At 70.1% G+C, this 16,929-nt stretch carries 17 protein-coding genes; 9 read left to right on the top strand and 8 right to left on the bottom strand.

The features are described from left to right. Positions 1-32: 32 nt before the first annotated feature. Both FHS23_RS10135 and hisG read left to right on the top strand, forming a co-directional pair. Entirely contained in the window at positions 33-296 is a 264-nt protein-coding gene (locus FHS23_RS10135; protein ID WP_183652189.1) for a phosphoribosyl-ATP diphosphatase, read from the top strand. Positions 297-313: 17 nt separating this feature from the next. Then, entirely contained in the window at positions 314-1,159 is an 846-nt protein-coding gene (hisG, locus tag FHS23_RS10130) for an ATP phosphoribosyltransferase (RefSeq protein WP_183652186.1), read from the top strand. Positions 1,160-1,257: 98 nt separating this feature from the next. Here hisG and FHS23_RS10125 read toward each other — a convergent pair whose 3' ends face one another. Genes FHS23_RS10125 through FHS23_RS10110 form a run of 4 tightly spaced genes read right to left on the bottom strand, consistent with a single transcriptional unit; the run spans position 1,258 to position 5,450 of the window. Then, entirely contained in the window at positions 1,258-2,520 is a 1,263-nt protein-coding gene (locus tag FHS23_RS10125) for an amidohydrolase (protein ID WP_183652182.1), read from the bottom strand. Then, positions 2,517-3,254, bottom strand: a complete 738-nt coding sequence (locus FHS23_RS10120) for a hypothetical protein (RefSeq protein ID WP_183652178.1) — start codon at positions 3,252-3,254, stop codon at positions 2,517-2,519. The genes FHS23_RS10125 and FHS23_RS10120 overlap by 4 nt, the downstream gene beginning before the upstream one ends. A gap of 22 nt (positions 3,255-3,276) precedes the next feature. Next, positions 3,277-3,975: a DUF5058 family protein gene (locus tag FHS23_RS10115; RefSeq protein WP_183652175.1), complete on the bottom strand. Its 699-nt coding sequence runs from the start codon at positions 3,973-3,975 to the stop codon at positions 3,277-3,279. 59 nt (positions 3,976-4,034) lie between these two features. Beyond that, entirely contained in the window at positions 4,035-5,450 is a 1,416-nt protein-coding gene (locus tag FHS23_RS10110) for an amidase (protein WP_183652172.1), read from the bottom strand. 111 nt (positions 5,451-5,561) lie between these two features. Here FHS23_RS10110 and FHS23_RS10105 point away from each other — a divergent pair, with 111 nt between their 5' ends. Continuing rightward, positions 5,562-6,551, top strand: coding sequence for an Lrp/AsnC family transcriptional regulator (locus tag FHS23_RS10105; RefSeq protein WP_343053801.1), 990 nt, complete (start codon positions 5,562-5,564; stop codon positions 6,549-6,551). 54 nt (positions 6,552-6,605) lie between these two features. On the opposite strand, the gene FHS23_RS10100 is transcribed toward FHS23_RS10105, so the two are convergent. Together FHS23_RS10100 and FHS23_RS10095 are read right to left on the bottom strand one after the other, a co-directional pair. Next, positions 6,606-7,535: an AAA family ATPase gene (locus tag FHS23_RS10100; protein ID WP_183652169.1), complete on the bottom strand. Its 930-nt coding sequence runs from the start codon at positions 7,533-7,535 to the stop codon at positions 6,606-6,608. Positions 7,536-7,648: 113 nt separating this feature from the next. Beyond that, positions 7,649-8,593, bottom strand: coding sequence for a RecB family exonuclease (locus FHS23_RS10095; RefSeq protein WP_183652166.1), 945 nt, complete (start codon positions 8,591-8,593; stop codon positions 7,649-7,651). Between the two features lie 139 nt (positions 8,594-8,732). Here FHS23_RS10095 and FHS23_RS10090 point away from each other — a divergent pair, with 139 nt between their 5' ends. Then, the gene (locus FHS23_RS10090; RefSeq protein WP_343053800.1) at positions 8,733-9,875 is read left to right on the top strand and encodes a site-2 protease family protein; all 1,143 of its coding nucleotides are present in this window, start codon (positions 8,733-8,735) and stop codon (positions 9,873-9,875) included. 75 nt (positions 9,876-9,950) lie between these two features. Beyond that, positions 9,951-10,772: a tRNA (adenine-N1)-methyltransferase gene (locus FHS23_RS10085; protein WP_183652163.1), complete on the top strand. Its 822-nt coding sequence runs from the start codon at positions 9,951-9,953 to the stop codon at positions 10,770-10,772. A 142-nt stretch (positions 10,773-10,914) separates the two neighbouring features. On the opposite strand, the gene FHS23_RS10080 is transcribed toward FHS23_RS10085, so the two are convergent. Continuing rightward, positions 10,915-11,697 (bottom strand): hypothetical protein, encoded by a 783-nt coding sequence (locus FHS23_RS10080; RefSeq protein ID WP_183652160.1) that lies wholly within the window; start codon positions 11,695-11,697, stop codon positions 10,915-10,917. 591 nt (positions 11,698-12,288) lie between these two features. On the opposite strand from FHS23_RS10080, the gene arc reads away from it, so the two are divergent. The 4 genes from arc (at position 12,289) to FHS23_RS10060 (ending at position 16,384) form a co-directional block, all read left to right on the top strand. Continuing rightward, positions 12,289-14,103 (top strand): proteasome ATPase, encoded by a 1,815-nt coding sequence (gene arc / locus FHS23_RS10075; RefSeq protein ID WP_183652157.1) that lies wholly within the window; start codon positions 12,289-12,291, stop codon positions 14,101-14,103. A 184-nt stretch (positions 14,104-14,287) separates the two neighbouring features. Next, positions 14,288-14,665, top strand: a complete 378-nt coding sequence (locus FHS23_RS10070) for a hypothetical protein (RefSeq protein WP_183653745.1) — start codon at positions 14,288-14,290, stop codon at positions 14,663-14,665. Positions 14,666-14,725: 60 nt separating this feature from the next. Then, complete coding sequence (locus tag FHS23_RS10065; protein WP_183652154.1) at positions 14,726-15,664, top strand: aldo/keto reductase; 939 nt, start codon at positions 14,726-14,728, stop codon at positions 15,662-15,664. Between the two features lie 48 nt (positions 15,665-15,712). Beyond that, on the top strand, positions 15,713-16,384 hold the full coding sequence (locus FHS23_RS10060) for a hypothetical protein (RefSeq protein WP_183652150.1): 672 nt from the start codon (positions 15,713-15,715) through the stop codon (positions 16,382-16,384). A 34-nt stretch (positions 16,385-16,418) separates the two neighbouring features. Here the strand turns inward: FHS23_RS10060 and FHS23_RS10055 are convergent, their stop codons facing one another. Next, positions 16,419-16,928 carry an NUDIX domain-containing protein gene (locus FHS23_RS10055; RefSeq protein WP_183652147.1) on the bottom strand — a complete coding sequence of 170 codons (510 nt, stop codon included), beginning with the start codon at positions 16,926-16,928 and terminating at the stop codon, positions 16,419-16,421. Between the last annotated feature and the right edge of the window lies 1 nt (position 16,929).

Genomic DNA, 16,929 nt, shown 5'->3' with positions numbered 1-16,929 from the left:
GCCCGGCGGCCGCGGATGACAGGATTCTCCGCGTGAAGACCTTCGACGAACTGTATGGCGAGCTGACCGAGCGTGCCCGCACCCGTCCAGCGGACTCGGGCACCGTCGCGGCGCTGGACGCCGGCGTGCATGCGCAGGGCAAGAAGGTGCTGGAAGAGGCGGGCGAGGTGTGGATCGCCGCCGAACACGAATCCGACGAGCGGCTGGCCGAAGAGGTGTCCCAGCTGCTGTATCGGGTTCAGGTGCTGTTGATCGGCCGGGGCGTCTCGATGGACGACGTCTACCGGTACCTGTGAGCGAGAGAGGACGTCAGATGCTGCGTGTCGCGGTGCCGAACAAGGGTGCGCTCGCCGGACCCTCGTCGGAGATGCTCGGTGAAGCGGGCTACCGCAAGCGACATGAGCAGCGGGACCTGACGGTGCTCGACCCGGTCAACGACGTCGAGTTCTTCTTCCTTCGGCCGAAGGACATCCCGATCTACGTCGGCTCCGGGGAACTCGACCTGGGCATCACCGGCCGCGACCTCGCGCTGGACTCGGGTGCGGACGTGCAGGAGAAGCTCGGCCTCGGGTTCGGCGGTTCGACGTTCCGCTACGCGGGACCGGCCGACCGCGACTGGACCGTGGCGGATCTGCAGGGCAAGCGGCTCGCCACGTCCTACCCCCGGCTGGTGCGGGACGACCTGGCCCGGCAGGGCGTCGAGGCCGACGTCATCCCGCTGGACGGGGCGGTCGAGATCTCCGTACAGCTCGGCGTCGCCGAGGCGATCGCCGACGTGGTCGGCTCCGGCCGGACGCTGCGCCAGCATGAGCTCGTGGCGTTCGGCGACCCGATCTGCGTGTCCGAGGCCGTGCTCATCGAACACAGCGGTAACGGCAAGACCCCCGCGGTCGAGCAGCTCACCGCCCGGTTGCAGGGTGTGGTGTTCGCCCAGCACTACATGATGCTCGATTACGACTGCCCCCGGTCGCTGCTGGAACAGGCCGCGTCGATCACGCCGGGACTCGAATCGCCCACGGTCGCGCCCCTGGCCGACCCGGACTGGGTGGCCGTGCGGGCGATGGTGTCGCGCAAGAAGGTCAACGCGGTGATGGACGAGCTCGCCGCCGTCGGAGCGAAGGCGATCCTGGCCTCCGACATCCGTTCCTGCCGCCTGTAGGACACCGGCGTCATGGCCGAGCGGGGCCCCGCAACGGGGCCCCGCTCGGCGACGTGTCACGAGCGGCGGTGATCCGCTCCACCGGCGCGGAGCTGCCCTCAGGGGCGTTCGAGGAACTCCAGGGACGTCACTACGGCAGCCTCCACCATGCGCGGCAGAGTGAGCTCGGGGACCGGAGCGAAGAAGGGCGAGTGATTCGACGGGATGTCCGTCGAGACGGTGCCCGCAGCCGTGGCCGCCGCATGACGCTCCGGGTCGGTCCCGCCGATGAACCAGAAGCACGAGGGCGCATCGATCGCGTCGCCCAGTGCCCCGAAGTCCTCGCTGCCCATCAGTGGTTGCGCCTCGGTGACGCCGTCCTGGCCCCACTGCGCGGCGAGCGCCTCGACCGCTCGTCGGGTCACCTCGGCGTCGTTGACGAGCCGGGGAAACCGGGACAACTCCGTGATCTCCGGTTCGGGCGCTCCCGATGCCATGGCTTCGGCCCGGATGATGCGGCGCAGTGATTCCAGCACGTGCTCCCGTAGCGGCTCGTCGAAGGTGCGTACGTTGAGGGTGAACACCGCAGAATCCGGAATGATGTTCTCCTTGGTGCCGCCCGCGAACTTGCCGACGGTCACCACAGCGGCGTCGACCGGATCCACCTCCCGTGACACCACCGTTTGGATGCGCGTGATCGTGTGTGCCGCCTGCACGATCGGGTCGACCGAGTGGTGCGGCTGCGACCCGTGGGCACCCCGGCCACGGACGAGTACCTCCCAGGAATCCGCCATCGACGCCGCCGTCCCGGTGCAGTGGCCGACCACGCCCGCGGGCCCGGGCGAGACGTGTTGACCGAGGATCACCGCCGGTTTCGGTGCGCGCTCCCACAGTCCGTCGTCGATCATGGCTTGTGCGCCGGCGGCGATTTCCTCACCGGGCTGGAAGATGAACACGATCGTCCCCGACCATTCCGCACGCGCGCCGTGCAGCAGGCTCGCGGCGGTGAGCAACGAGGCGACGTGCGTGTCGTGTCCGCACGCGTGCATGACCTTGGTACTGGTCCCGTCCGCCAGCGTTCCGTCCGCCGTGGACGCGTAGGTGAGGCCGGTTCGTTCCTCCACCGGAAGGGCATCGGTGTCGGCCCGGAACGCGATCGTCGGCCCGGGACCGTTGTCCAGTACTCCGACGACCCCGGTGCCGCCGCACCGGAAGACGGTCATGCCCAGGACAGCCAGCCGCTGTTCGATGAGTCCGGCCGTGCGGTGTTCCTGCATGGACAGTTCCGGGTGGGCATGCAGCCGCCGATACAGGCTCTGCAGCTCGTCGCCGGCACCGGCCATCCCGGTCAGTACGGCAGCGGCTGCGGTCGGTTCGGTCATGCGGTGGCCTCCTCGTCGTCGGTGGTTCCGGTCCTGTCGCGCAGCGCCAGCGACAGCGCGATCGCGGCGGTGACACACACGGCCATGGCGTACACGGAGCTCGACGGCACGAACCGGACGAGGACGAACACCCCGGCCGCGCCGCACGCCAGCGCGATCACCCTGGTCCGGTGCTGCCGCGCCGCCATGAACGCCTGGACGAGTACGGGCCCCAGCACGGCGGGCACGATGTAGCCGAAGACCTCCGCCACGGAGTCGGGAATCAGTGACGCCAGCCATGTCCCGAGCAGTCCCACGAACACCAGTAACGAGACCAGATGCACGGCGGCGGCACCGACGATCGCGGTGACGGCGGCGATCTCGGCCTTCTTCGTGCCCTGCTTCGCCCCGATGGCCTGCTGGGCGGTGATCGCGGACGGCAACAGTTTGTTGGCGATGTTGCCGATCATGAACGCCTGATAGCTCGCCGCCGACCCGAGCATCGGGAAGTACGTGATGGGTTCGGCGACCCAGAACACGCCGAACACGACGGCTACCGACACCCAGGCCTGCACGACCGGGGACCAGCCGGGCCAGTAGTCGAGCCCGAACATCAGGTAGAGCGGACCTGCCAGCGAGATGGCGAGCCCGGCCAGCATCGTGCCTCTGCCCCAGCGCGACGTCGTGCGGTCGAAGCCCTGCAGCGACGTCGTGGGCGGTGCGGATGTGGACGCGGACGCGGACTGTGTGGTCATGGTTGGGCTTCTTTCTCCTGGCCTACAGGGCGATCGCCGCGGCTCCGAGCGCGGCGGCGACGGAGATACCGACGGACCATTCCTTGAGCCAGGTCCTGCGCAGGCGTACCGCCGCGACCTGCAACAGCATCATCACCAGCGCTCCGGTCAGGAAGGCGGCCAGGTGCACACCCGATTTCCGCACCTCCGTCAGCCCCAGGTACGAGAATCCGGCGATCATGGCCGCTCCGGGCACGATCGTCATCACGGCCGGGTTGAGCTTGCGGATCCTGCGGTCCGCCCGGCTCAGCAACGGCACGAAGATCAGCGTGCTGACCATCCAGGCCGCGCCTGCGACGCTCATGGTGAAGAACACGAGGGCGAAGGTCGCGTTGTCGTATCCGGTGCTGCCCAGCTCGACACCCGCTGACTGCGCGGCGGTCTGCGCTGTCACGGTCTCGAAGCCTGCCGAACCGATCAGCCCTATCCGCACCAGGACGACGGGCGTGCCGAACACCGTGAGCAGGGTGATCGCGACCAGCACCACGGCGAGCGAAGGCCCGATCGCCGACACCGCACCGGCGCGAAAAGCCGTCTTCAGTTCGCTGTCGGTCATGTCTGCGGCGGGCGCGGCACGTTTCGCCGCCCGGAAGTACACAATGGACTGCACGGCGATGACGGCGAAGACGCCCAGTGCCGCGATCCACAGCACGGGTGAGTTCGTGACGGATGGAGTGTTCATGGCGACCTCCGGTTGGGTGTGAACCGACCCCGCGGCGCCGGCGGGACGTGTGGGGGACCTCAGAGCGCGGGGGCGTGGTGTCCGTGGCCGGTCAGCCGTTCGAAGGCGTGAGCGACTTGCAGCACGGTGAGGTCCGCTCGGTGCGGGCCAATGATCTGCAGTCCGACCGGCAACCCGTCGGCGGTGAAGCCGCCGGGAACCGAGAGGGCTGGGTTGCCGACCGCGGAGACGACGTAGCACGAGCGCATCCAGCCGAGGTAGTCGTCCTGGACGGTGCCGGCGACCGTGGTCGGGTATTCGAGTGCCGCGTCGAACGGCACGACCTGGCATACGGGCGCCAGCAGCACGTCGTAGTGGGTGAAGAACCCTCGCATGCGGTGGAACAGTTCGGTCCGCAGGGCCTCGGCACGACTGATGTCCTCTCCGGACAATGCCCTGCCCTGCTCGACGTTGCGCCGCAACGATTCCTTGACCTGCTCGGTCGAACGGTCCACGAGCGCGCCGTGGGCCTGCGCGAACTGCCACGCTCGCACTGTGCGGAAGACGTCGTCGGCGCCGGTGAAGTCCGGGCACGCGTCGTCGACATGGCAGCCGAGCTGTTCGAACGCTGTCACCTGCCGTCCCAGCACCGCCAGCACGTCGGGGTCGACCGGTACGAGTCCACCGAAATCGGGCGTCCAGGCGACACGCAGTCCCGTCAGGTCCCGTTCCAGCGGCGCACGAAAGGTCTCTCCCGGTGTGGTGAGCGCGATCGGGCTGCGGTCGTCCGGACCGGCCATCACGGACAGCGTCAACGCGACGTCGGAGACTGTCCGCGCCATCGGTCCCTGCACGCTCAGTCCGCTGAAGCCGAACGTCGACGGCCAGCTCGGCACTCTGCCCGCCGACGGGCGCATGCCGACGACGTTGCAGAACGACGCCGGGTTGCGCAGGGACCCTCCCATGTCGCTGCCGTCCGCGATCGGCTGGAATCCCGCGGCGAGCGCGGCAGCCGCGCCGCCGCTGCTGCCGCCCGCACTCCGCGTGAGGTCGTAGGGATTGCAGGTGGTGCCGAAGACCGGGTTGAACGTATGAGAGCCTGCGCCGAACTCGGGCGTGTTGGTCTTGCCGATCGTGATCGCGCCGGCTGCGCGCAGCCGTTCGACCACGAGGTCGTCGGAGTCCGGCACATGGTCGGCGAGCGTCGGTGAGCCGAATGTCGTCCGCAGGCCGGCCGTTAGGTGCAGGTCCTTGTGCGCGACCGGCAGCCCGTGCAGCGGACCCGGCGACTCCCCGCGTGCGAGCCTGCGGTCCGCGTCGTGTGCCTCGTGCAGCGCACGCTCGGGCGCCAGGGTGACGATCGCGTTGACCGCGGGGTTGTGTGCCTCGATCCGGTCCAGGTGGGCACGCACCAGCTCGACCGAGCTGATCTCCCGGCCACGTATCAGGGCGGCCTGCTCGACGGCGGTGAGCCGGCAGAGCTCTTCGGTCACCATTGACTCCTTCCGGTGTGCCACGACGCACGATTGAAGGACAAGCGTGAGCGGGTATCGGTTTTCGGACAAGACCTATTGCGATAATGACGGAATCAGCCAAAAATCTGACTGGTGGAACCCGAAACACCGCACTTGGACGCCCTGGACCGGCGCATCGTCGCCGCGCTCCAGCTCGACGGACGCGCCTCGTGGCACCGGATCGCCCGCGTGCTCGACGAGCCGGAACGCACGGTCGCGCGCCGCGGCGCGCGGCTGCTTTCCAGCGGGAGGGTCGCCGTGCACGGCCTGGCGCGCCGCGGTGACATGGCCGTGCTGCGGCTGCGCTGCAACCCCGGCATGCTCCGCGTCGCCGCTACCGCCATGGCCCGCCGCGACGACACCACCTTCACCTACCTGCTGACCGGATCTGCCGACTGCGCCGCCGAGATCAGCTGCCCGCCACACCTGTTCGAGTCGCTCATCCTCGATGAGCTTCCGGGAACACCGGGGTTGATCTCGTGCTCCACCAACCCTGCATTGCGTTACTACCGAGCCGTGCACGAGTGGCAGCCGGGCTTGCTCACCGCCGACGAGGCTGCGGCACTGGCGCCGTCCCTGCCGGACCAGCCGAACCCGTCGGCGCAGCCGTTCCACAAGGACGAGGCCCTGCTGCTGCGGCTGCTTGCCGACGACGGTCGCAGGCCGGGTGAGGAGCTGGCGACCTTGTCCGGACTGTCGGAGCCGACCGTGCGCAGGCGGATCGAGGCGATGCGTGGCCGGGGCAGGCTACTCGTGCGCGCGGTGGTGGATCCGGCACTGCTGGGCCTGCCGATCGAGGCACTGTTGTGGGTCAAGGTGCCACCGCGCAACGTCGACGCTGTGGGGTTGGCGCTGCGGGAGTTCTCCTCGGTGCGGTACGCGGTGGCGCTCGCGGGCGAGTATCAGCTGCTCGTGCACGTCGTGACGACGGACATCCCGTCGTTGCACGAGTTCACCACCCGCAGCGGGTGGATCGACGATGTCGACTCCATCGAGACCTCGATGATCGTGTCAGCGCCGAAGCGCACCGGGGTCGCCAATCCGGCACTGCGGCACCGGGAGTCCACGGCTACCGCGTCGTGAGGCCGATCCGCGCGGGGAGGGATCGCCGGGCCGATGACGGCTGCGGCGTCCGAGCTAGTTGTCCTTGCCGCGTTTCGGCAGCAGGTCGTAAAGCTTCTTGCGGGCGCCGTTGTCGTTGGCGTTGCGGGTGTGCGCGACGTCGGTGATGAAGTCCTCGAAGTCGAAGTCCTGCTCCGGAGCCGCGGGCGCCTGCGGGGCCGTGCCCGGCGATTCGTCCAGGGCGCGGGCGACCTCGCGGAACGCCGTGGCCTGCGTGGTCTCCGGGGCGAACGTCGTGACCGGCATGCCGCGTGCGGCGGCTTCGTTCATGACCACGCCGAGCGGCACGTGCGGCAGCACCGGGATGCCGAACTGTTCCAGCTCGCGCAGCGCGGTGACGGCGTACCCGGAGATGGGACGCCGGTACAGCCCCGGGACGAGGCCGTAGTAGTCGATCGGCGGCCGCTCGACCATCGTCTCCAGATGGCGGATCTGCTCCTGCATGAGGCGCAGCGCACGGATGCTGGTGCGGTCAGGCTGGACCGGGACGAGCAGGCCGCTGGTGGCCACGAGCGCGTTGTTGGTCAGCACGTCGAGTGCGGGCGGGCAGTCGATGACCACGTGGTCGTAATTGGCGAACTGGATGACCCGCGCCAACTGCCAGCCCGGCACGCGGAACTGGTCCAGTCTGCGGACCAGGTCGAACATGCCGGGGGACGTGGGGATGACGTCGAACGCTCCGCCGCGGCCGACGTTGCTGCGCGGATGCGGCACGACGAGTTCCTCGACGGGGCCGCGCCACGTCTTCGTGAGCGCCTTGGCGAGGCTGGGCCGGTCGGCCGGGACCTCCGGCAGGCCGAGCATCTCCGTGGTGGCGTGCCCTTGCGGGTCCAGGTCGATGAGAAGAACGCGGCGGCCCCGCTCCGCGAGTGCGGCGGCGGCGCCGACACTCAGCGCGGTCTTGCCGACCCCGCCCTTCTGATTGACCACCGAGGTGATCTGCACTGTGCGCCGCTCCTGGATCTCGGTTGCCGGGAACAGAGTAGTCGATCAGCACTCGCGTGCGGCGCTGATCGCGCCCGGCGTGCCGGTCGATCCTGCCACGGCCCGCGAGGAGGTCAATCCGCGCGGTCGAGCACCGTCTCCTCACCGCCGGTGGGTTCGGGCCAGCCCGGATACTCCGGTGGCGTGCCGCCGAACGCCGGGCACAGCGCCTGATGAGCGCACCAGTCGCACAGCTTGCTCGGGCTCGGCCGGAAGTCGCCGGTCCTGCCCGCCGTGAGGATGGCCGACCAGATCGCCTCGAGGGTGCGTTCGAACCGGGCCAGCTCGTCCTCGTCGGGGGTGTAGGCCAGGTCCTGACCGTCGCGCAGGTACATCAGTTTCAGCTGCCGGGGCACCACGCCGCGGGTGCGCCACAGCACCACGGCGTAGAACTTCATCTGGAACAGCGCCTTGGCCTCGCCGATGGCCCGCGGTGCCGCACCCGTCTTGTAGTCGACGACGCGGATCTCACCGGTCGGCGCGACGTCCAGGCGGTCGACGTAGCCGCGCAGCCGCACGCCGGACCCGAGCTCGGTCTCGACGTGCAGCTCGCAGGCCTCCGGATCGAGCCGGTTCGGATCCTCCAGGTCGAAGTACGCGTCGAGCAGCTTGCCCGCCCCGTCGAGCCAGCCGACCGCGTTGCCGTCCGGCCCCGTTTCGTCCTCGGCGAACAGTTCGGCCCACTCGGGGCTCTCCCGAGACAGCTCGTCCCACGTCGGTGCGAGCAGTTCGTGCGCACGGTCGGGACTGCGATCGCCACGGGGGAGCGCGAACAGCCGCTCGAGCACCGAGTGCACCAGCGTGCCCCGAACCTGAGCCTTCGTGGGCGGCTCCGGAATCCGGTCGATGGCACGGAACCGGTAGAGCAGCGGGCACTGCTTGAAATCGCCCGCCCTGGACGGTGACAGCGCCGGACGCCTGCGCGGCTGCGGAGCCTCGGCGGCGCCGTCCCCGGGTCCTGCCGGATCCGTGGCGGTCGTGGAGTTCGTGGCGGTGGTGGCGGCCGGCGTGTCAGTCATGCGTGCCCTCGCTCATGCCCGGAACCCTAACGAGCGGCTCCGACAGAACCCGATCACGGGCGCCGGGCCGGGCTGCGAACCGGCGGGTGCGGGCGCGGCGATAACGGTCGTTGCACACGGCGCGTTCTACCCTCACCTGGTGAACACGACGAGCCGGTCCCGGCGCGGGACCGTGACCGACGGCGGCCTGCTGCTGTTCCGGGTGGGCGGCGTACCCGTGCTGCTCGCGCCGTCCTGGTGGATCGGTTCGTTGCTCATCGTGGTGCTGTACAGCCCGCTCGTCGGCAGGCTGCTGCCGGGCGCCGGGCCCGGCGTGTCGTGGGCGCTCGCGGCCGCGTTCGCGGTCCTGCTGGGTCTCTCGGTGCTCGCCCACGAATTGGGCCACGTGCTCGTCGCGATCCGGCTGGGCATTCCCGTGCGCAGGCTGCGGCTGTTCCTGCTCGGGGGGTTGTCCGAGGTCGCGCGCAGCCCGGAGAAGCCGAAACACGAGGGCCTGGTCGCGGCGGCGGGCCCTCTCGTGTCCGTACTGCTCGCCGTGTTCTGCGGGCTGCTGCTGGTCGCGGTACCGCCCGGCGGTGCGGTGTGGCTGCTGGTCGCCCAGTGCGCGGTGGCCAACCTCGCGGTCGGTGTGTTCAACCTGCTGCCCGGACTCCCGCTCGACGGCGGCCGGATGCTGCGGGCGGGCGTGTGGTCACTGACGGGCAGACGCGCGTCGGGCACACGCGCGGCCGTGTTCGGTGGCGGCCTGGTCGCGCTCGGCCTGCTGGTGTGGGCACTGTGGGGCCTGGCGGAGGGCAGCGACGACCGCTGGCTGCGGCTCGGGGTGTGTGTCGTGACGGCGTGGTTCGTGGTCACCGGCGCCACCGGTGAGATGGCCGCCGAACAGCGGCGCAGCTGGCCGACCGGACTGGCGCTCGGCGACCTGACGCGACCGGTGCTGCAACTGCCCGCCGAGAGCCCCGTGGAGTCGGCGCTGTCGGCGTCGGCGGGCAGGGGAGTGGTGCTCGTGCGTGCCGACGGGGTCGCGGCGGGACTGCTCGACGAGAGCGCGGCCGAACAGCTGGCCGCGGAATCCCCCCGGGCGCCCGCCGAACTGGCGGCCGAACCGATCCGCGCGGAGACGGTGCTGCTGGAGTCGGAGACGGGCGATGCGGTGATCGAACGCGTCGCGGAGGTGGCAGCGTGGCAGTTCCTCGTCGTCGACGACGAGGGCAGGCCCGCGGGCGTGCTGCACCGCGACGACCTGCGTGCCGCGCTCTCCGGGAACCGCCGCACCCGCTGAGGGCGGCGCCCGGCCGGTCTGGAACGATCGAGCGCTGCCGAAAGGTATCCGCAGCGGCGTGAGAGTGGGAGTTTCGTGAGCGCAGGACCGTTCCGTGTCGGGGATCGCGTGCAACTGACCGACCCGAAGGGACGGCATTACACGATCGTGCTCGCCGACGGCGAGCAGTACCACACCCACCGCGGCGCCCTCGCCCACGACGACATCATCGGCAAGCCCGAGGCGTCGGTGATCACGTCCGCGGGCGGCACCAACTACCTGGCCTTGCGGCCGCTGCTGTCCGATTACGTCCTGTCGATGCCGCGCGGCGCCCAGGTGATCTACCCGAAGGACGCCGCCCAGATCGTGATGTGGGGCGACATCTTCCCCGGCGCCCGCGTCCTCGAGGCCGGTGCGGGCTCCGGAGCCCTGACGTGCTCACTGCTGCGCGCGGTCGGCGCCGACGGCAGCGTCACCTCCTACGAGGTCCGGGACGACCACGCCGAGCACGCCGAGCGCAACGTCGAACGGTTCTTCGGCCACCGGCCCGACAACTGGGAGCTGCACCGCGGCGACCTCGCCGAGCACGAGGGCGAGGTCGACCGCGTCATCCTGGACATGCTCTCGCCATGGGACGTGCTGCCGACCGTCCACCGGAACCTGATCCCCGGCGGTGTACTGGTGGTGTACGTGGCCACGACCACGCAGCTGTCGGCCGTCACCGAGGCGCTGCGCGAACAACAGTGCTGGACCGAGCCCCAGGCGTGGGAGACCGTGCTGCGGCCGTGGCACGTCGTCGGTCTCGCGGTGCGCCCCGAGCATCGGATGGTCGCGCACACGGCGTTCCTGCTCACCACCCGACGGCTGGCCGACGGTGTGACCCCGCCGCGGCAGCAGCGCAGGCCCAGCCGCGGCTGAGGGCCACCGCCGCCTTCGGGGTCCGACCCACGCCTCCGGTCGGGTGTCGTACCGGGGACGGCGGCCGTGCCGGGACGGTGCTGACCGTGCCGGCACGGCCGCCTCGACCGTGCGGGGGCCCGACGTCAGGCCGCGTCCTGCGTCAGGACGTGACCTGGTCGCCCAGATAGCACCAGCCGCCGCCCTCGTTCTTGAGCACGATGAAGTAGTCCCGGTTCTGCGTGACGTTCTTGGCGGGGACCTTCGCCGTGTCGCCGCTGACCTGGGGGGAGCCGGCCGTTTGGACCTCGACGCCGTCCGGGATCGGCGGCACCTCCTGCGGCTTGCTCAGGCAGATCGTCTCGGACACGGTCTGGCGATCGCCGGAGTTGAACCCGGCAACGATGGCCTGCGCGGTCGCCTCGGGCGTCGCCTTGGCACCGGGCGCGCGTCCGTCCGACGGCGCGCCCTCGCTGGTCTCCGTCTGCGGTGAGGTCTCCGGCGCCGAGGTCGTCGGCTCGTTCGACTGGCTCGTTGCTGGCGCGGCGTTGTTGTCGCCGCCTTCCGAGCTCTCGTCGTCCTCGAGGAGGAATCCGGGCGCGACCCAGGCGAGGAACGCGAACACGCCGGCGAGGAGCACGACGGCGCCGACGGCGATGCCGACGATGAGACCGGTCTTGCTCTTCGGCGGCTCGCCGCCCGGGCCGCCGGGCTGGCCACCGTAGGGCTGCTGACCGTACGGATTCTGACCGTAGGGCTGCTGACCGTACGGGTCCTGGCCGTACGGGTTCTGCCCGAACTGCTGCTGCCCGTAAGGATCCTGGTGCCCGTACGGGCCGGGCGGGGGCGGCTGCTGACCGTACGGACCGGGCTGGCCGTACGGTCCCGGCTGCTGACCGTAGGGGTCGGGTTGACCCGGTCCGGGTTGCTGCGGCGGATAGGTCATGCGAGTCCCCTTACGTCGGCGCGAGCTGTGGCCCCCTCGGTGCGATGTGATCGTATCGGCGTCGGTTCCCACCACTCATCCACCCGTGTACCACCGTCGGTCACCGGGTGGCCGGCGACCCGGGCGTGAGCAGCGCGACCCGCACGTAGCCGTGCTGGTGCGGGGGAGGGGCGAGAATCCCGGCGGACCGCGGACGGATACAAGGGGAGACGGGCTCTGGCGCAGTCGCGACGGTGACGCGCGAGGCCCACGTACAGCGCGACGCCGTCGCACCGCTCGAGTGGGACGTGCGCTGCGAAGATCCTTGGGCGACCCGGACGTGGTCCCGATGTCGATCATGATTCACCGCATCGTGGTGCGGTGTCCGGGTTGTCCGGTCCACGGGCGGCCGTGGCGCGCGGCCGCGACGCGCGCGGACGGTGCGGCCGTTCGGTGGAAATTGCGCAGTGCGGCGGAGTTCTGCATCCCTGCGCGGAGCTGTGGGTAGTCGGTCGGGCCGTGCGACGCACCGATTCCGTAACGCGCCGAAGCCTTTTCTTGTCGGTGATCGCCGGTACCGTGGAAGCAAATGCATTCCGAGGAGGTGCCGAAATGCAACACGACCTTCCCGGTGGTCGGCACGAGGAGGCCGACTCTTCAGAACCGAACGGAGCGACCAGCGCGGGGTCTCCCGCGGAAACCCCCGCCGGCGACGAGGCCGGCCAGATCCGGCAGTTGGAAGAGGAAGTCGCACTTCTTCGCCGGAAGCTGACCGACTCGCCGCGGCAGAACCGTGTCCTCGAGCAACGTCTCGCGGAGGCGACCGAGCGTGTCGAACAGCTCACCGAGCGGAACGAGAAGCTCGTCGAGACATTGCGTGAGGCCCGGAGCCAACTGCTGACGCTCCGCGAGGAGGTCGACCGGCTCGCGCAGCCGCCGAGCGGGTACGGCGTCTTCGTCGAGGCCTACGAGGACAACACGGTGGACGTGTTCACGTCCGGCAGGAAGATGCGCGTCGCCGTGTCGCCGAACGTCGAGGTCGGATCGTTGGAGCGCGGGCAGTCCCTGCGGTTGAACGAGGCACTGACGGTCGTCGAGAGTGGAGGCTTCGAGCGCACCGGCGAGGTGTGCACGTTGCGTGAGGTGCTTTCCCCGGAGACCGAGGGCGGCAGCGCCCGCGGTCTGATCGTCGGCCATGCGGACGAGGAACGCGTCGTGTGGCTCTCGGACCCCCTTGCTGCCGAGGAACTGAAGTCCGGGGACTCGATCCTCGTCGATTCGAAGGCCGGGTACGCCTACGAGCGCGTGCCGAAGGCCGAGGTCGAGGACCTGGTGCTGGAGGAGGTGCCGGACGTCGCGTACGAGGACATCGGCGGCCTCTTCGGGCAGATCGAGCAGATCCGGGACGCCGTCGAGCTCCCGTTCCTGCACTCCGATCTGTTCCGGCAATACCAGCTGCAGCCGCCGAAGGGTGTGTTGCTGTACGGCCCGCCGGGATGCGGTAAGACGCTGATCGCCAAGGCGGTGGCGAACTCGCTGGCCAAGAAGGTCTCGGGTGACGCCGCGGATGCGAAGTCGTACTTCCTCAACGTCAAGGGCCCGGAGCTGCTCAACAAGTTCGTCGGCGAGACCGAGCGGCACATCCGGATGATCTTCCAGCGGGCCAGGGAGAAGGCGTCCGAGGGCACGCCCGTCATCGTGTTCTTCGACGAGATGGAGTCGATCTTCCGCACCCGTGGCAGCGGTGTGTCGTCGGACGTCGAGACGACGATCGTGCCGCAGTTGCTGGCGGAGATCGACGGTGTCGAAGGGCTCGAGAACGTCATCGTGATCGGCGCCTCGAACCGTGAGGACATGATCGACCCGGCGATCCTGCGTCCCGGCAGGCTCGACGTGAAGATCAAGATCGAGCGGCCCGACGCCGAGGGTGCGAAGGACATCTTCTCGAAGTACCTGACGCCGGACCTGCCGATCCATGCGGACGACCTTCTCGAGTTCTCCGGCGATTCGCAGGCGACGTTGGACGCGATGATCCAGCACACGGTCGAGCGGATGTACGAGGAGTCCGACGAGAACCGGTTCCTGGAGGTGACCTACGCCAACGGGGACAAGGAGGTGCTCTACTTCCGTGACTTCAACTCGGGCGCGATGATCCAGAACATCGTGGACCGGGCGAAGAAGGCCGCGATCAAGTCGGTGCTGGAAACCGACCAGGCGGGCCTGCGGGTGCAGCACCTGCTGGACGCGATCGTGGACGAGTTCGCGGAGAACGAGGACCTGCCGAACACGACCAACCCGGACGACTGGGCTCGGATCTCCGGCAAGAAGGGCGAGCGGATCGTCTACATCCGCACGCTCGTCACCGGCAAGAACCAGGACTCCGGCAGGGTGATCGACACGGCGACCAACACCGGCCAGTACCTGTGATGAACGCGGTGCTGGGACGAACGTGGTCCGGTGACCCGGGGAGGGTGACCGGCCGGACGTCGTGAGGCCACGTGCGAACGGCCCGTCCCGACGATGTCGGGGCGGGCCGTTCGCACGTGCGTAGGCATGTCGCAACACTCCGTTTTGTATAACGACCTATACGATCCGGCGCATGACTGATGACATGCCTTCCGTCGACGCGCCGAACTCGCTCGCGGAAGCGGGGGAGCGGCGCGTGTCCGCGCCCGTGACGGCTGCGGCGGTGCTCGCTTGGCTCGAGGAGACCGCGGAGGCCGTGGCTGCGGGTGAGTTGACGGCCGAGGAGTTGATCGCAGTGCTCGGGGAGTTGCGGCAGGCGTCGACGGCCTGTGCGAACGCGTCGGACTGGACGCTGCTCGCGGCGCGGGAGGCCGGCGCGAGTCTGCGGCAGATCGCGCCGGTGTTCGGTAAGGGGTACGTCCGGGCGCCGGCGGCGCGACTGGAGAAGCTCCACCGGGAGGTGTTGTCGGCCGATCAGTTCCTCGAGTTGATGCGGCGGCGAGCCACCGAACCGACTGTATAACAACCTATACGGCGGGGCAGTGAACGGCTACCCCTCGCCACGCCCGCTACCGTGCGCACCATGGACAACATCGCACGGACGGCGGTGGGCCTCGCCTCGCTGGGGCGGCCCGCGTACATCAACCTCGGCCGGGACTCGGAACTGCCCGCGGATCGCACCGTCGAGGCGATGCGCGAGGCGACCTTCGCCGTGCTGGACCGCGCCTACGAGGCCGGCGTCCGGCGGGTCGACGTCGCGCGGTCGTACGGCAGGGCCGAGGAGTTCCTCGCCGACTGGCTCGCGGTCCGCGGCCACGCCGACGTCACGGTGTCGAGCAAATGGGGCTACGCGTACGTGGGCGAGTGGCGGATGGACGCCGCCGTGCACGAGGTCAAGGAGCACTCGTCGGCGCGCTTCCGCGCGCAGTGGGCGGAGACGCGGGAAACGCTGCCTGCGGCGCCGGCGCTGTACCAGGTGCATTCGCTGACGTCGGACAGTCCGCTGTTCGACGACGACGCGCTGCAGAAGGCTCTCGCCGAGCTCGTCGACGCCGGGGTGCGCGTGGGCTTCTCGACGTCCGGCCCTGCGCAGGCCGACACGATCCGCCGGGCGCTCGAGCTGACCGTGGACGGCAGGAGGCTGTTCACGGCCGTGCAGTCGACGTGGAACGTTCTCGAGTCGTCGGCGGGGCTGGCGCTCGCCGAAGCCCATCGGGCCGGCGTGCTGGTGCAGCTGAAGGAGACGCTCGCCAACGGCCGGCTCGTCGTGGATCCGCCGGAGGTCGTCGCCGACATCGCCCGTGCCCGCGGCACGACGCCGGACGCGGTGGTGCTCGCGGCCGCCTACGCCGAGGAATGGGCCGATGTCGTGTTGCTCGGCCCGGCGGGCGTGGCCCAGCTCGAGGCGAACCTGGCCGCCACGGACCTGCGGCTGAGCGACGACGACTTGGAACGCCTCGCAGAGCTGCGGGAGAACCCCCGGGAATACTGGGCCCGCCGGTCGCAGCTCGTGTGGGGTTGACTACTGTCGCGAGCGCCCAGCGAGCGAGCCGGAGAGGACGAGACACAGGTGCGACGCGCACGAACGACCACCATGGCCGGTCTGCCCGTGGCGATCACGTTGCTGACGGTCGTGGCCGGTTGCGCCGACCGCGAGAACGACCTGGACACGTACTACGACGACCGGCCCGCCACGGGTGAGCGCACCGGCACCGCCGCGACTCCCGGCACCGACGGCACGCAGGACGGTGCCGCCACCGGCCAGGAGGGCGGTGGCGCCGACAGTGCTCCCGCCCGGCCCGCGGACCGGAGCGTGCTGCTCACCGGCGACGACGTGCGCGACGAGGGTGTCGAACCGATCGCCCCGTCGACCGTGGGCGCCGACCCCGCTGCGCCGACGTGCCTGGCGACGATCGCCGGCCAGTCGGGCGCCGCGGAGTTCCGCGAGCGGGCCTGGCGGTATCCGACGGGATCGACGCTGCACCACCTCGTGACGCGCTACGAGGCCAGGTCCGCCGCCGACGTGGCGGCCGGGCAGGTCGGGTGCGGCGGCGAGGAGATCCCCGTGAGCGGCGCTCCCGAGGGTGTCGAGACGCAGGCGTGGTGCCAGGTGGCCACCTGCACGGTCGTCATCGCGGCCGACGACACGTTGTCGACCGTCGAGGTGCGGGCCGCCGACCGGGGCAGTGCCCGGGACGCCATCAACCGTCTGGCGCCGGTCGCGGTCGGCAAGCACGCCTGATCCCGGTTCGGCGCCGGGTCCGTGGCAGTGGTGGTCAGGCGTAGCGGCGGAACCATTCGAGGGCGCCGAGTCGGCCGTCGGGGACGAACGTGCCGTCGTCGGCCGTGAGTCGGCTGCGTAGCGCCGGCAGCGGTGTCCACCAGCCGTCGGCGACCTCCTCGGGCTGGTGCACGACCGGCCCGTCCCAGCGCACCTCGTACGTGAAATTGTGGCAGCGCACAGTGCCCGCGGTGAACGTCCACGTGAACAGCGGCCGTGGTGTCACGCCGCGGATGCCGAGTTCCTCACCCAGCTCACGGGCCGCGCACTCGTGCGGTGATTCGCCCGCGGCGATGACCCCGCCCGCCCAACAGTCCAGCGCCGACGGGTACACGTCCTTGGTGTCGGTGCGCCGATGGACGTACACGGACTCGCCGTCACCCGAACGCACCAGTACGACGGCGGCGGCGTGCCACAACCCGCGACTGCGCACGTCGGCCCTGGTCGCGGCGCCGACAGCGCGTGCGTGCGGGTCGTAGATCGCAACGAGCTCGTCACCGGCCATG

This window comes from Prauserella isguenensis (genome assembly GCF_014191605.1).
In the GTDB taxonomy this organism is placed as follows: Bacteria; Actinomycetota; Actinomycetes; order Mycobacteriales; family Pseudonocardiaceae; genus Prauserella; species Prauserella isguenensis.
The sequence above is the reverse complement of the archived record's forward strand: the minus strand, read 5'-3'. Positions and strand labels throughout refer to the sequence as shown.